Annotated in this window: 12 protein-coding genes and 1 pseudogene; 7 read left to right on the forward strand and 6 right to left on the reverse strand. The window is 60.2% G+C overall.

Annotated elements, in window-relative coordinates:
• Nucleotides 1-72 precede the first annotated feature (72 nt).
• On the reverse strand, nucleotides 73-2,628 hold the full coding sequence (gene mutS, locus ACP3TA_RS09525; RefSeq protein ID WP_060660851.1) for a DNA mismatch repair protein MutS: 2,556 nt from the start codon (nucleotides 2,626-2,628) through the stop codon (nucleotides 73-75).
• A 394-nt stretch (nucleotides 2,629-3,022) separates the two neighbouring features.
• Between mutS and ACP3TA_RS09530 the strand changes: the two genes are divergently transcribed.
• Entirely contained in the window at nucleotides 3,023-3,190 is a 168-nt protein-coding gene (locus tag ACP3TA_RS09530; protein WP_162882342.1) for a hypothetical protein, read from the forward strand.
• Here ACP3TA_RS09530 and ACP3TA_RS09535 read toward each other — a convergent pair.
• From ACP3TA_RS09535 to ACP3TA_RS09550, 4 genes and pseudogenes are all read right to left on the reverse strand, one after another.
• Nucleotides 3,187-3,804: pseudogene (locus tag ACP3TA_RS09535) on the reverse strand (Fic/DOC family protein). The gene ACP3TA_RS09530 and the pseudogene ACP3TA_RS09535 sit on opposite strands and share 4 nt — an antisense overlap.
• Before the next feature lie 194 nt (nucleotides 3,805-3,998).
• Complete coding sequence (locus tag ACP3TA_RS09540) at nucleotides 3,999-4,991, reverse strand: hypothetical protein (RefSeq protein ID WP_230079616.1); 993 nt, start codon at nucleotides 4,989-4,991, stop codon at nucleotides 3,999-4,001.
• A gap of 30 nt (nucleotides 4,992-5,021) precedes the next feature.
• On the reverse strand, nucleotides 5,022-5,993 hold the full coding sequence (locus ACP3TA_RS09545; RefSeq protein WP_033651640.1) for an aldo/keto reductase: 972 nt from the start codon (nucleotides 5,991-5,993) through the stop codon (nucleotides 5,022-5,024).
• A gap of 12 nt (nucleotides 5,994-6,005) precedes the next feature.
• Entirely contained in the window at nucleotides 6,006-6,806 is an 801-nt protein-coding gene (locus tag ACP3TA_RS09550) for an SDR family NAD(P)-dependent oxidoreductase (protein WP_162882343.1), read from the reverse strand.
• 106 nt (nucleotides 6,807-6,912) lie between these two features.
• On the opposite strand from ACP3TA_RS09550, the gene ACP3TA_RS09555 reads away from it, so the two are divergent.
• From ACP3TA_RS09555 to chbG, 6 genes are all read left to right on the forward strand, one after another.
• Complete coding sequence (locus ACP3TA_RS09555) at nucleotides 6,913-7,806, forward strand: LysR family transcriptional regulator (RefSeq protein ID WP_042783708.1); 894 nt, start codon at nucleotides 6,913-6,915, stop codon at nucleotides 7,804-7,806.
• 417 nt (nucleotides 7,807-8,223) lie between these two features.
• Nucleotides 8,224-8,541: a PTS sugar transporter subunit IIB gene (locus ACP3TA_RS09560; protein ID WP_004932561.1), complete on the forward strand. Its 318-nt coding sequence runs from the start codon at nucleotides 8,224-8,226 to the stop codon at nucleotides 8,539-8,541.
• Nucleotides 8,542-8,553: 12 nt separating this feature from the next.
• Complete coding sequence (chbC, locus tag ACP3TA_RS09565) at nucleotides 8,554-9,915, forward strand: PTS N,N'-diacetylchitobiose transporter subunit IIC (protein WP_033641899.1); 1,362 nt, start codon at nucleotides 8,554-8,556, stop codon at nucleotides 9,913-9,915.
• Nucleotides 9,916-9,958: 43 nt separating this feature from the next.
• On the forward strand, nucleotides 9,959-11,344 hold the full coding sequence (locus ACP3TA_RS09570; protein ID WP_103101729.1) for a glycoside hydrolase family 1 protein: 1,386 nt from the start codon (nucleotides 9,959-9,961) through the stop codon (nucleotides 11,342-11,344).
• 15 nt (nucleotides 11,345-11,359) lie between these two features.
• Nucleotides 11,360-12,208 carry a transcriptional regulator ChbR gene (gene chbR / locus ACP3TA_RS09575; RefSeq protein ID WP_004932550.1) on the forward strand — a complete coding sequence of 283 codons (849 nt, stop codon included), beginning with the start codon at nucleotides 11,360-11,362 and terminating at the stop codon, nucleotides 12,206-12,208.
• 148 nt (nucleotides 12,209-12,356) lie between these two features.
• Nucleotides 12,357-13,118, forward strand: coding sequence for a chitin disaccharide deacetylase (gene chbG / locus ACP3TA_RS09580; protein WP_033641902.1), 762 nt, complete (start codon nucleotides 12,357-12,359; stop codon nucleotides 13,116-13,118).
• Nucleotides 13,119-13,127: 9 nt separating this feature from the next.
• Here chbG and ACP3TA_RS09585 read toward each other — a convergent pair whose 3' ends face one another.
• Entirely contained in the window at nucleotides 13,128-14,507 is a 1,380-nt protein-coding gene (locus ACP3TA_RS09585) for an MFS transporter (protein ID WP_033641904.1), read from the reverse strand.
• Between the last annotated feature and the right edge of the window lie 8 nt (nucleotides 14,508-14,515).

Here is a 14,515-nt window from a genome sequence, read left to right on the forward strand (position 1 = left end):
TGTTGAATCGCATCAAATAAAAACGGTGAGCATGATGCTCACCGTTTTTTTATGCCCGCGTTTGGCGTCTGACTACACCATATTTTTCAGCCGGTAGATCCATTCCAGCGCCTGGCGCGGCGACAGGGAATCCGGATCCAGCGCCTCCAGGGCTTCTACTGCCGGCGAAGTCTCTTCCTGCAACAGCGTCATCTGGGTGGCATCGACGCTGCCCGACGCGGTGTGGCTGGAGATGGATTCCAGCTCGCGCAGCTTTTGACGGGCGCGCTTGATGACGTCGCGCGGCACGCCGGCCAGCGCGGCGACCGCCAGGCCATAGCTTTTGCTGGCGGCACCGTCCTGCACGCTGTGCATAAAAGCGATGGTGTCGCCGTGCTCAAGCGCGTCCAGATGCACATTGACCACGCCTTCCATTTTTTCCGGCAGCGTCGTCAGCTCGAAGTAGTGGGTGGCGAACAGCGTCATCGCTTTGATGCGGTTGGCCAGGTTCTCGGCGCAGGCCCAGGCCAGCGACAGGCCGTCGTAGGTGGAGGTGCCACGGCCGATTTCATCCATCAACACCAGGCTGTGCTCGGTGGCGTTGTGAAGAATATTGGCGGTTTCGGTCATCTCCACCATGAAGGTGGAACGGCCGGAAGCCAGATCGTCCGCCGCGCCGACGCGGGTGAAGATGCGATCCACCGGGCCGATGGTGGCTTTGGCAGCCGGAACGTAGCTGCCGATGTGCGCCATCAGCACAATCAGCGCCGTTTGCCGCATATAGGTACTTTTACCGCCCATGTTCGGGCCGGTGATGATCAGCATGCGGCGCTGTGGCGACAGGGAGAGCGGGTTGGAGATAAACGGTTCGCTCAGCACCTGTTCCACCACCGGGTGGCGGCCTTCGGTAATGCGGATCCCCGGCTGGTCGCTCATGACCGGGCAGGCGTAGTTCAGGGTGTCGGCGCGCTCGGCCAGGTTGGCCAGCACGTCCAGCTCGGCCAGCGCGGCGGCGCTTTGCTGCAGTTCCGCCAGGTGCGGCAGCAGCAGATCGAACAGCTCGTCGTACAGGTTTTTCTCGATCGCCAGCGCTTTGCCCTTGGAGGTGAGTACCTTGTCTTCGTACTCTTTCAATTCCGGGATGATGTAGCGCTCGGCGTTTTTCAGCGTCTGGCGACGTACATAGTGGATCGGCACCAGGTGGCTCTGGCCGCGGCTCACCTGAATGTAGTAGCCGTGTACGCCGTTGAAGCCGACTTTGAGCGTATCCAGCCCCAGCTTTTCACGCTCGCGGATCTCCAGCCGATCGAGGTAGTCGCTGGCGCCGTCGGCCAGCGCGCGCCACTCGTCCAGCTCGCTGTTGTAACCGGGGGCGATCACGCCGCCGTCGCGCACCAGCACCGGCGGCGATTCAACGATCGCGCGTTCCAGCAGTTCGCGCAGCTCGTCGAACTGGCCTACCTGAGATAGCAGTTGCTGCACATGCGGCGTATCCACATCTTGCAGCACCGCGCGGATGTCCGGCAGTTGCTGGAAAGCATGACGCATGCGGGCCAGATCGCGTGGCCGCGCGGTGCGCAGCGCCAGGCGCGCCAAAATTCGCTCCTGATCGCCCACCTGGCGCAGCGAAGGCTGCAGATCGGCGAACCGTTCCTGCAATGCGCCGATCGCCTGCTGGCGGGCGGTCAGCACCTTGATGTCTCGGGTCGGCATGTGCAGCCAGCGTTTCAGCATGCGGCTGCCCATCGGCGTGACTGTGCGATCGAGGATCGCCGCCAGCGTGTTGTCGCTGCCGCCGGACAGGCTCTGCGTCAGCTCCAGGTTGCGGCGGGTGGCGGCGTCCATGATGATGCCGTCCTGCTGACGCTCCATGGTGATGCCGCGAATGTGCGGCAGCGAAGTGCGCTGGGTATCTTTCACGTACTGCAACAGACAGCCGGCGGCGCGCAGCGCCTGATGCGCCTGCTCGACGCCGAAGCCGGTCAAATCGCGGGTGCCGAACTGCAGGTTGAGTTGTTGGCGTGCGGTCTCCAGTTCGAATTCCCACAGCGGACGGCGGCGCAGGCCGTGGCGCTGCTCGATCAGCGCCATTTGTTCGAAGGTTTCCGGGTAGAGCAGCTCGGCCGGATTGGTGCGCTGCAGCTCGGCGGCCATGGTCTCTAGATCCTGCGGCTCGGCGACGCGGAAGCGGCCGGAGCTCACGTCCAGCGTGGCGTAACCGAAGCCGCGCGCATCCTGCCAGATCGCCGCCAGCAGGTTGTCCTGGCGCTCTTGCAGCAGCGCTTCGTCGGTGATGGTGCCGGGGGTGACGATGCGTACCACTTTGCGCTCGACCGGCCCTTTACTGGTGGCCGGATCGCCGATCTGTTCACAGATGGCGACGGATTCGCCGAGTTGAACCAGCTTGGCCAGGTAGTTCTCCACCGCGTGGTGCGGCACGCCGGCCATCGGGATCGGCTCGCCCGCCGAGGCGCCGCGTTTGGTCAGCGAGATATCCAGCAGTAGGGAAGCGCGCTTGGCGTCGTCGTAAAACAGCTCGTAGAAGTCGCCCATGCGGTAGAACAGCAGGATTTCAGGATGCTGGGCCTTGAGGCGCAGGTACTGCTGCATCATCGGCGTGTGCGAATCGAGTTTATCGGTGCTATTCATGCGATTATTTTTCCAATCCATTGAATGTAAAGGGAACTGTGATTTTCATTGTCGTCATTCGCTATCACATTGTTTCAGCAGGCGTCGCCCCACTCAGCGTTTGGCGGGCGGCGCAAATCAAATCATCAAAACGCCAAACGGCGCACTCAAACCTGAGGTTTGCACAGACGCTTATACTAGCCCAGCGGGCAATCGGCTGTCACAGGTAAAAATGGGAAGCGCTGCGCAAGGCTGGTTTGTAACGCGGTGAGATTGTTGTTCGCCTGCGGGCAACAACGCAAGTGGCCGCCCGGAGTGGTGGTGAAGCTATTGCTCGGGAGTGAGAGGCAAGGGAATGAAGTCCTGTACATTCCTTGATATAATGTCTTCAGCAAATTTGCGAACAGAGGTTGTCATGAGTAACAGCAAAAAAGTGCAGGTGGGTTATGCTAAGCCGTCCCGTACGGACATTGCGCGTTCCGTGGCGACATCAACGGCGGTTGAAACAGGTCAACCCTCAGCCAGAGTTGAAGCTTCTTTAGAAGAAGCGCGTAAAAAATTTGCTCATTTACGCCTTGCCTAATACCTTCTTAGTGCTTGACTGACCCAGTGTTTCATCGGTTCGTAGTTCATGTTCATACCTGAGTGAATCGCTGAGATATATTGGGCTCTGTTTTGTTCCCAGCTTTGATAATCCAACGGTTTATGCCCGCCCTGAACCGCCATCACATCGGCCAACAGCCGTGACAAACGGCCATTCCCTTCTCTGAAGGGATGTATGAGTATCAGTTCAACATGGATTATTGCAATCGCTTCTATCAGCTGTTCTTCGCTCATGGCTGAGCAAGGTGTGTAACGAGCCAGGTATTCCACCTCGAAATCGTCCAGTAGTTTGGGCAATCGCGTCGAAGGGGCAAACATAAAGCCCCCTTTGCTGATATTGACAGTTCTTGCTTATCCAGCCCATGCATAGATATTGCCTAACCAGCGGCGATGCCAGCCCTTGATCATCTCGACGGTGATTTTCCCTAACGGAAAATGTTGTTCGAAAACGGAATGGTAGAGCTGTTCCAGCAATACCAATTCGGCATCGTCGAGTTCATTGCTATCGGCAATACCCAGCTTGTTGGCTAGAACTTGCTCGCCGGATTCTTTCTCATATTGGCCTTCGCTGCTGGAAACATGGTATCGGCTCATGCTTACGCTCGGTAAATGAGGCGGGAGATAAGGCAAGTATAATCAGCGATACGCGGCGGAACAATTTAATTAAAATCAGGTTGTTAAGTTAGGATTAATCATAAGTATGATTAATGGCATCGAAGTAAATAGTTTCAATTTATTGGATGTTAACGATACAACGCGAGTGGCCGCCCGCTGAGGCGGCGTAGAGGTTATTGCGCGGCGGTGAGAGGCAAGGGCAGTTGATAGATGCGGAAGCTGTCGGGCACTTCGGTTTCATGGCCGGGCAGCAGGCGGTGGCGGATGCGCGACTCGCTGACGAAGGCGCAGCCTTGTGGGGTGATAGTCAGGTTGACCGGCGACTCCATGCCTTCGCGCAAAACCTCAATCCGATGCATGCCGGTCGCTTTTGGCAACGCGATCCGCAGGATCCGCCCTTGGCCGCTCTGGATCCCGTTCTCCAGCACGATCAATGCGCCGTCCGGCGCCAATCCCATTCCGTCCGGGTTTTCAATCAGGCGCGGCAGCTGCATTTCCGTCAGCTGCGGCTTTGGATCGTGATAGCTGAGAGTGTAAAGCTTACCGGTGCCGAAATTGGCGACAGCCATCAGCCGATCGTCGAGCAGCACGATCCCGGCGGCGCCCAGCCCGCTCGGAGCCGCCAACCGCGCATCCTGAAACAGCGTACTGAATGCCGCTTCGCCCGGCCGCAGGCGCAGGATGCCGCCGCCTCGGGTTTCTGTCACGTACACCGTACCGTCTGCGCCGAGCACGATATCGTTGCCCATTTCCCCCGTCGGCAGCGCCAGGCTGCGGTTGAGCGTGCCATCGGCGACGTTCAGCGCATAGATGCGGTTGGCGCGCGATTTGCCGCCGGAAAGGAAGTCCGGCGAATTGCCCCACAGCAACCCGCGCCGTTCGTCCAGCCGCAGCGCGTTTGAGGCGAACACCGTGTCAGCGCCAGGGAAAAAGGTTTCCCACGCTTTACCCGGCCGCTTGCGCAGCACGTTGCCGCTGGTGATCAGGCCGACATACAGCGTGCCGTCCGCCGCGCGGGCGATGCCGTTGGGATAAAGCGCGCCGGGCGGCAGCGTCATGCTGCTTTCGGCGCAGTGAGTATTGGCGGCGGCCTGCGCCGGAGTGGTCAGGGGGAGTGCGGCGGCGAGGGTGAACAACGCTGCTCGCGCGGTAAGCGCATATGACATGTCTTCTCTCCTGGAATGACGGAAAAGGGGCTACCAGCGATCGGGGCGGGCAGCGTGCGCCATCGGCGCCTCCAGCGCGGCCACGTCTTGCGGCGATAAGCTGAGATTGAGCGCCGCCAGCGCATCCTGCAGATGGTGCGGCTTGGACATGCCCACCAGCGGCGACGCCACGCCGGGTTTGGCCAGCAGCCAGGCCAGCGCGATCTGCGCCGGTGGAACGCCGCGCGCGGCCGCCACCTCCGCTACCGCTGCGACGGTGCGTTCCACTTCGTTTCTGCCGCCGTACCAACGGGGCGCCTGTTCGTCGGTGGCGGCGCGCAGCGTGCCGGCGTTGCCGGAACCGGCCAGCACGCCGCGGGCCAGCGGCGACCAGGGCGTCAGGCTGAGCCCCTCCTCCAGACACAGCGGGATCAGCTCCTCTTCATCTTCACGCGTCACCAGGTTGTATTGGCTTTGCAGCGAAATAAACGGCGCCAGGCGGTGCTGACGCTGAAAGGCCAGCATTTTCATCAGGCGCCAGGCGTGCAGCGAGGAGGCGCCGAGATAGCGAATCTTGCCCGCCCGTACCAGGCCGTCGAGGGTGTCGGCGGTTTCTTCGATCGGCGTTTCGGTGTCGAAGCGGTGCAGCACAAACAGATCGAGGTAATCCGTCCCCAACCGCTGCAAAGAGGCGTCGACGCTGTGCAGCAGGTGCTTGCGCGACAGCCCTCGGCTGTTCGGCTGCGCGTCCATCGGAAAGTAGGCCTTGGTGGCGATCACCACGTCTTCGCGGCGGGCGAACGCCTTCAGGGCGCGGCCGAGAATGCGCTCGCTTTCTCCGCCGGAGTAAATGTTGGCGGTATCGAAAAAATTGATGCCCGCTTCCAGCGCTTCGCGGATAAAGGGGCGCGCTTCATCTTCCTTCAGCACCCAGGGGCGCCAGGCCGGATCGCCATAGGTCATGCAGCCCAGGCAGAGACGAGACACTTTCAGGCCGCTGTCGCCAAGCCGAACGTAGTTCATGGCATCGTCTCCTCAGCGCATGCCGGCGATGGTGTAACCGCCGTCCACCAGCAGGCTTTGGCCGGTGATGAAGCGGGCCTCGTCCGTCGCCAACCACAGCGCCACATCGCCGATGTCTTCCGATTCGCCCAGGCGGCCGGCGGGCGTATGGGCGATAAAGGGCGCGAACGCCGCGCTGTCGGCTACGCTGCCGCGCGCCATCGGCGTGTCGATGATGCCGGGGTTGATGTTGTTGACGCGGATGCCCTGGCCGCTGTATTCGAGCGCCACCGCGCGGATCATCGCATCGAGCGCCCCTTTGCTGGCGGAGTAGCTGGATGAGCCGGCCAGCGCGCCGTGGGTCAGCCAGGAGGAGGTGTTGATGATCACGCCGCCCGACCGCTGAGCCAGGAAGGTTTCAATCTCGTATTTCATCGCCAGCCAGACGCCTCTGAGGTTAATGGCAATCACCCGGTCAAAATCCTCGCTGCTCTGTTCGGTGATGGGGGCGAAGTTGCCGATGATGCCGGCGTTGTTGAAAGCGACGTCGAGCCGGCCGTAGTGGGCGGTCACCGCGGCGAGTAGCCGGCGGATATCGTCTTCTTGGGAGACGTCGGTCACGATGGGCAGGGCATCGCCGCCAGCCAGCGCGATATCGCGCGCCGTGGCTTCGATCTCCGCCGCGCGCCGGCCGGCCAGCGCCACGTTGGCGCCTTCGCGGGCATAGGCCAGCGCGGCGGAGCGGCCGATGCCGGTGCCGCCGCCGCTCACCAGTACGACTTTGCCCGCCAGACGGCGCGGCGTTTCATGGGTTGGAGCTGTAGCATTAATCATCGCATCGATACCTGGTAATGGGTTCGATCGCAATGCTATGTTGTTAGATGACGGATAACTATCCGCTAAAAATTCATCTCACTATTAGATAATTTATATCAATAGCATGAAGAAACCCGAACTGTCCGGCCTGGCGGCCTTCGTGGCTATCGCCAGTGAACGCAGCTTCCGCCGCGCCGCCGCCCGATTGGGCGTGACGCCGCCGACGCTGACCCACACCCTGCGCGAACTTGAAGCGCAGGTGGGCATTCGCCTGCTGAACCGCACCACCCGTAACGTCTCGCCGACGGAGGCCGGAGAGCATCTGCTGGCGCAGCTGGTGCCGGCTTTTACCGACATCGACGCCGCGCTGGAGAGCCTGAATGCGTTTCGCGAAGGGCCACGCGGCCTGGTGCGTATCAACGCGCCGCGTTCGGCGATCGATCTCGCCATCGTGCCGCATCTGGGACGGCTGGCCAGCGAATACCCCGGCATTACGCTGGAAGTGGTGGCGGACGAGGGGTTCGCCAACATCGTCGAGCAAGGCTTTGACGCTGGCATCCGGCTCGGCGAGGATCTGCACAACGATATGCGCGCGGTGCGCCTGACGCCGGATCTGCGTTTTGCCATCGTCGCCACGCCGGATTACTTTCAACGGCACGGTGAACCGACGCACCCGCAGGATTTACTGCAGCATCGCTGCATCGGTTGGCGCAAAGCTTCTTCAGGCGAGCGCTACAAATGGGCCTTTCAGCAGGGGGAGCAGCGGTTTTCCGTGGCGGTCAACAGCCCGTTGATACTCGATGACGGCAGGATGATGGTGCAGGCGGCGCTGGCGAACGTCGGCATCGCTTTTGCCATCGAGCAGGAGGTGGAAGAATATCTGGCGAGCGGGCGGCTGCGGCGGGTGCTGGCCGATTGGTGCGCGCCGTTTCCCGGTTTTTACCTCTATTACCCCAACCGCAGAAACCATTCCGTGGCGCTGGCCACGGTGATTGAGTTGCTGCGTCTGCCCACGTAATCCTCTTCACCTGCCATCGCGTTCGGATGGCAGCAGGCGAATCAAGCTTGAACTATTTTTATTCCCTCGCCGTTTGTTCAGACGCAAATAAACCCTTAAATTCTCAGCGAGTTTATAACTTGCTGTTTATAATTGTTATTTGATTATTTATTACGAATATTCTGAGTTTTTATCGGTTATTTGAGAGCCCGGTCACACTATTTTTTTGTGCGAAATGTGAAGAGGGTCAATCCATCAGGTCAATGAGAGACGGTTCTGTCTCCTTCTGGCTTACCGATCCTTTTTTCATGCTCCGTATACTGTCTGTAACCAGGGCAACGTGACGGAAATTTTCATAAGGAATGTGCGTGAAGCAATCGTGATTGCATCTGGCATACAAATAACACCGGGTTTTTTTGATTATCTGAGGTGCTTGGTATGGAAAAGAAAAAAATCTATCTGTTTTGTTCTGCCGGTATGTCCACTTCCCTGTTGGTATCAAAAATGAAGGCACAGGCCGAAAAATATGAAGTACCGGTGATCATCGCCGCCTATCCGGAAGCGCTGGCCGCGGAGAAGGGGGTTGAAGCGGATCTGATCCTGCTGGGGCCGCAGATCGCCTACACCCTGCCGGAAGTGCAGAAACAGTTGCCCAATAAACCTGTTGAAGTCATCGATCCGCTGCTGTACGGCAAGGTCGATGGGCTGGGCGTGCTGAAGGCCGCGGTGGCCGCCATCAAGAAAGCCAACCAATAACAGGAGGCCGCCGTGAATACCCTCATTGCCTCGCTCGAGAAGGTTATCCTGCCTTTCGCCGTAAAAATCGGTAAGCAGCCCCACGTCAACGCCATCAAAAACGGCTTTATCCGCCTGATGCCGCTGACCTTGACCGGGGCGATGTTCGTGTTGATCAACAACGTGTTCCTGAGCTTTGGCGAGGGATCGTTCTTCTATTCGCTGGGCGTGCGATTGGACGCCTCCACCATCGAGACGCTCAATAGCCTGAAGAGTATTGGCGGCAGCGTTTACAACGGTACGTTGGGGATCATGTCCCTGATGACGCCGTTCTTTATCAGCATGGCGCTGGCCGAAGAGCGCAAGGTCGATCCCCTGGCCTCGGCGTTGCTGGCGGTGGCGGCCTTCATGACCGTCACGCCGTTCAACGTCGGCGAGGCCTATGCGGTGGGCGCCAATTGGCTGGGCGGCGCCAACATCATTTCCGGTATGGTGATCGGGCTGGCGGTGGCTGAGATGTTTGCCTTCATCGTGCGGCGCAACTGGGTGATCAGCCTGCCGGACAGCGTGCCGGCTTCGGTGTCGCGCTCCTTCTCGGCGCTGATCCCCGGCTTCATCATCCTCTCCATCATGGGGCTGGTGGCGTTCGCGCTGGCGCACTGGGGCACTAACTTCCACCAGATCATCATGGACGGCATTTCGGCGCCGCTGGCCAAGATGGGCAGCGTGGTGGGCTGGGTATACGTGCTTTTCTCTTCGCTGCTGTGGTTCTTTGGGGTACACGGTTCAATGGCGCTAGCGGCGCTGGACAGCGGCATCATGACGCCTTTCGCGCTGGAAAACGTGGAGCTGTACAACAAATACGGTTCGGTCGAGGCGGCGGTGGCCGCCGGCAAAGAGTTCCACATGTGGGCGAAACCGTTCGTCGACTCTTATATTTACCTCGGCGGCACCGGTTCGACGCTGGGCCTGATCATCGCCATCTTCATCGCCTCGCGCCGCGAAGATTATCGCCAGGTCGCCAAACTGGCGACGCCATCCGGCATTTTCCAGATCAACGAACCTATCCTGTTCGGTTTGCCGGTGATCATGAACCCGGTGATGTTTATTCCGTTCATCCTGGTGCAGCCGGTGCTGACCCTCATCACCTCGCTGGCTTACTACTCCGGGCTGATCCCGCCGATCACTAATATCGCGCCCTGGACCATGCCGGTCGGCCTGGGAGCGTTCTTCAACACCAACGGCAGCATCATGGCCCTGTTGCTGAGCTTGTTCAACCTGGCGGTCGCCACCGTGATTTATCTGCCGTTCGTGGCGATTTCCAACAAGGCGCAAAGCCAGATCGATGCGGCGACGGAAAGCGAAGAAGACATCGCCAAGGCGCTGAAATTCTAACTGTGGAACGGGGCGGCGCGGTCGCCCCGCGAGGGACGCAAATATGGAATATCAATTTGCCGACGGGTTTTGGTGGGGCAGCGCCACCTCCGCGCCGCAGTCTGAAGGGGCGGCCGCGCGCGATGGCAAGAGCCGCAACATCTTTGACTATTGGTACGAGATCGCGCCCGAGCGCTTTCACGATCGGGTGGGGCCGGCCGAGGCCTCGACCTTTTATGACCATTTCCGCACCGATATCGGGCTGCTCAAAACGCTGGGCCACAATACCTTCAGAACCTCGATCTCGTGGTCACGGCTGATCCCGGACGGCGACGGCGAGGTGAACCCGCAGGCGGCGGCATTCTACAACGCGATGATCGATGAGCTGTTGGCGCAGGGCATCACCCCGTTTATCAATCTCTACCACTTCGATATGCCGCTGTGCATGCAGCAGCGCGGCGGCTGGGAAAGCCGGGCGGTGATCGACGCCTATGCGCGTTACTCCGACATCTGCTTCGGCCTGTTTGGCGATCGGGTTACCCACTGGTTCACCTTCAACGAGCCGATCGTGCCGGTAGAGGCCGGTTACCTGAATGACTTGCACTACCCTTGCGTGGTGGACTTCAAACGGGCGGTCACCGTGGCGTATCACAGCGTGCTGGCGCACGCCATGGCGGTGCAGCGTTTCAGAGCGCGGGGGCTGCCGGGGAGCATCGGCATCATTTTGAACCTGAGCCCAACCTATCCGCGCTCCGACGCGCCGGAGGATCTGCAGGCCGCACACGATGCCGATCTGCTGCTCAATCGCAGCTTTCTCGACCCGGTCGCCAAAGGGCGTTATCCGGCGGCGTTGCTGCATCTGTTGGCGCAGCATGGGCTGATGCCTTACTGCGAACCGCAGGACGCGCAACTGCTCGAAGGCGGCGTGGTGGATATCCTCGGCGTCAACTACTACCAGCCGCGCAGGGTGCAGGCGAAAGCGGGGCGCCGCGCCGGGGAGCCGATCGCGCTGCCGGAGGACTTGTTCAGTTACTATGCAATGCCGGGCCGCAAAATCAATCCGCATCGCGGCTGGGAGATCTATGAGAAGGGGTTGTACGACATTCTGATGGATCTAAAAGAGAACTACGGCAATCTGCCTTGTTATATTTCCGAAAACGGCATGGGCGTTGAGGGCGAAGAGGCGTTTATCGGCGCCGATGGGCGGGTGGAGGACGATTACCGCATCGAGTTTATTCGCGATCACCTGAAGTGGCTGCACCGCGCGCTGGCGGAAGGCTCGCAGTGCAAGGGCTATCATCTGTGGACCTTTATCGACTGCTGGTCCTGGCTGAACGCCTACAAGAATCGTTATGGGCTGGTGCGGCTGGATCGGGCGGAGCAGCGGCGCACCATCAAAAAAAGCGGCTACTGGTTTGCCGAGGCGGCCAGACGCAACGGATTTGACTAACGGGAGGCCGGGGCCGTGTCCGATAACCGAATTTCGCTGAGTGCGAACGACGTGAAGCTGATTCGCGAGCAGGATTTCTTTAACTGCAAAGACTTTCACCTGTTTATCTATAACAAGGTGGAAAGCGCCACCGGGCTGCATCAGCACGACTATTACGAATTCACCATCGTGCTGAGCGGCAAATGCTATCAGGAGATCAACGGCAAGCGGGTGCTGCTGGAACGCGGGGATTTCGTCTTTATCCCTATCGGCTCCTACCACCAGAGCTTTTACGAGTTCGGCGCGACGAAAATCTTCAACGTGGCGGTCAGCAAAGCGTTCTTTGAAGAGCACTATTTGCAGCAACTGCCGCGCTGCTTTGTCGCCTCGCAGGCCTACAGCCTGAGAAGCGAGTTTTTGGCCTATATCGAATCGGTGGTGAGTTCGCCGCAGTTTCGCGAGGACGATTTCGCCGAATTTCTCGAAACGCTGACCTTCTACGTGATCAGCCGTATTCGTCACTATAAAGAAGACACCGACGGCGGCGATGATATCCCGCAGTGGCTGAAGAACACCCTCGCCGGCATGCATGACAAGGCGATGTTCGGCGAGCGGGCGTTGGCGAACATGGTGGCGCTGTCGGGGAAAACTCAGGAGTACCTGACCCGGGCGATGCGGCGCTACTACCAGAAGACGCCGATGCAGGTGATCAATGAGATCCGCATCAACTTCGCCAAGACGCAGCTGGAGGTCACCAACTATTCGGTCTCCGACATCGCCTTTGATTCCGGCTATGGCGATGTCAGCCTGTTCATTAAAAACTTCAAGCGGCTCACCGACGTGACCCCGGGCAACTACCGAAAAAAGTGTTACGGCCCTCTTTAGGGCCGCTCCCGATCAGTATCAACGTCGATATGCCGATGAGCTTCAGGGCGCCGGTCGGTTAATCATTTGATTTTTATCTTAGCGAAGGGGAATGCCGCACCGGTCGGTCGGCCCTCCCTTGCCAAAAATTCATCCCGCGGGAGCCACTATGGAAAAACTACTGATCGTGAATGCCGACGATTTCGGTCTGAGCAAAGGACAGAACTATGGCGTTATCGAGGCGTATCAGCATGGCGTCGTTTCCTCCACCACGGCAATGGTGAACGGCGGCGGCGCGGAGCATGCTGCAGCGCTCAGCCGGCAATATCCCGGATTGCCGATCGGGCTGCACTTCGTTTTGACCCATGGCAGGCCGCTGGGCGCCATGCCTTCGCTGGTCAACGAGCGCGGCGAACTGGGCAAATGGCTGTGGCGCCGCGCCGAGGCCGGCGAGCTGCCGCTGGACGAGATTCAGGAAGAGCTGCAGCGCCAGTTCGCGCGGTTCGTGACGCTGTTCGGCAGGCCGCCGACGCACATTGACAGCCACCACCATGTGCATATGCAGCCGCAGATTTACCCGCTGGTGGAGGCGTTCGCGCTGGCGCATGATCTGCCGCTGCGCATCGATCGCGAAGAGGCGAAACGGCGCGACATTGCGTTGCAGACTCCCTGCAGCACCGACGCGTTTGACGCGGGATTCTACGGTGAAATGATTTCCGAAGCCTTGTTCTTGCAGCGGTTGGCGCGCGCCGACGAGCAGGGCGCCGAGTCATTGGAAATGATGTGCCACCCGGCCTTCCTCGACGCGACGATCCTGCAGAGCCAATACTGCCATCCGCGCCTCGCCGAGCTGGATGTGTTGACCGCGCCGACGCTGAAAGCGGCGATCGCCGAACGCGGTTTTCTGCTGGGCTCTTTCCGGGATCTGTAACGCAGCCATTTACAGCATGGCGTGCGCCTTTTTCAGACCGGTGTCTTCTTCCGGATCCGCCCCCTGAGCTGAGGGTTCCGCTTCCTGTTCTTCGGGCTGCGGCTCCTCGACATCGGGCGCCGCTTCCGGCGGCGGCATGGTGTCGTGAATGATCTGTTCATCGAAGGTTGGATTGAGCGCCGGTGACAGCGGCGAGCTGGCGAGGCTGTCCGGCAGCGCAATATGCGGCACCGGCGCGTCCTGCGCCAGCTGCGGTTCCTCTGCTTTGGCCGTCCGGCTCAGGGCTGCCAGCAGCACGCCGCACAGGGCAAAGAAGGCGTACAGAATATTGCCGCCAAGCGGCTCGATCAGCGCGCCGACCGCCAACGGCCCGATGCTGGCACCGACGCCGAACGCCATCAGCAGACAGGCGGCCAGCGAGACGCGGCGCTCCGGCTCGATCAGATCGTTGGCCAGCGCCACCGCGAGCGGGTAGAGCGTAAACTGCAGCATGCTGACGACGAATCCTACCGCCAGCAGCAGCGGAAAATCGATGTGCGGCAGCAGCGCCAGCGGCAGCGCCGCCACGATCAGCAGAATGGCGTTGAGGCGCATCAGCAAGGGGCGGTTATAGCGATCCGACAGCCAACTGAGCGGGAATTGCGCCACCAGCCCGGCGAAGATGGAGAGCGCCATGAACAGGCCGGTTTGCTGAGTGGTTAAGGACTGCAGGCTGGCGTAGACCGGCGCCAGCCCGTAAAACGAGCCCACGACCATGCCGATCACCAGCGTGGTGGCCAGCACCTTGGGAATGGCGCCGACAAAATAACGCAGTTCCATCGGCGCCGGCGACATGTGGCGCGCATTGGTGCGGGTAGTCAGAGCGATCGGCACCAGACAGAGCGCGAAGCACAGCGCGATCACCAGCAGCGTGGCGATGCCCAGATTGCTTTGCAGCATCAGCACGATCTGGCCCAGCGACATGCCGAGATAGGTCGCCGCCATATAGAAGCCGAACACCATGCCGCGCTGGTTGGATTCCGCCTGGTCGTTCAACCAGCTCTCCAGCACCATGTACTGACACATCATGCATAGGCCGATCACCAGGCGCAGCGCGACCCAGGCGGGAATGAACTCCGTCAGGCCGTGGCCCAGCACCGCGGCGGTGATGATGCCGGCGCAGGCCACGTAGGCGCGGATATGCCCGACGCGGGCGATGAGAAAGTGGCCGACCTTGCCGCCGATCACCAGCCCGATGTAGTTGGCGGCGATGATGGCGCCGATCAGCGCGCTGCTGACGTGAATGGAGGTCAGCCGCAGCGAGACGTAGGTAGTGAGCAGGCCTGAGCCCAACAGCAGCAGCAGGGTGGTGGTGTACAACGGCAAAAATACGCCCAACGTTTTTTTCACTCTATCAT

This window comes from Serratia sp. 2C06, from assembly GCF_050037615.1.
Lineage (GTDB): Bacteria > Pseudomonadota > Gammaproteobacteria > Enterobacterales > Enterobacteriaceae > Serratia > Serratia ureilytica.

What these genes read in the sequence shown, in the direction of transcription:
- ACP3TA_RS09560 (WP_004932561.1), top strand. Translation starts at nt 8,224, where the DNA reads ATGGAAAAGAAAAAAATCTATCTGTTTTGTTCTGCCGGTATGTCCACT.
- ACP3TA_RS09555 (WP_042783708.1), top strand. Translation starts at nt 6,913, where the DNA reads ATGAAGAAACCCGAACTGTCCGGCCTGGCGGCCTTCGTGGCTATCGCC.
- ACP3TA_RS09570 (WP_103101729.1), top strand. Translation starts at nt 9,959, where the DNA reads ATGGAATATCAATTTGCCGACGGGTTTTGGTGGGGCAGCGCCACCTCC.
- ACP3TA_RS09540 (WP_230079616.1), bottom strand. Translation starts at nt 4,991, where the DNA reads ATGTCATATGCGCTTACCGCGCGAGCAGCGTTGTTCACCCTCGCCGCC.
- ACP3TA_RS09530 (WP_162882342.1), top strand. Translation starts at nt 3,023, where the DNA reads ATGAGTAACAGCAAAAAAGTGCAGGTGGGTTATGCTAAGCCGTCCCGT.
- ACP3TA_RS09550 (WP_162882343.1), bottom strand. Translation starts at nt 6,806, where the DNA reads ATGATTAATGCTACAGCTCCAACCCATGAAACGCCGCGCCGTCTGGCG.
- ACP3TA_RS09545 (WP_033651640.1), bottom strand. Translation starts at nt 5,993, where the DNA reads ATGAACTACGTTCGGCTTGGCGACAGCGGCCTGAAAGTGTCTCGTCTC.
- mutS (WP_060660851.1), bottom strand. Translation starts at nt 2,628, where the DNA reads ATGAATAGCACCGATAAACTCGATTCGCACACGCCGATGATGCAGCAG.
- chbG (WP_033641902.1), top strand. Translation starts at nt 12,357, where the DNA reads ATGGAAAAACTACTGATCGTGAATGCCGACGATTTCGGTCTGAGCAAA.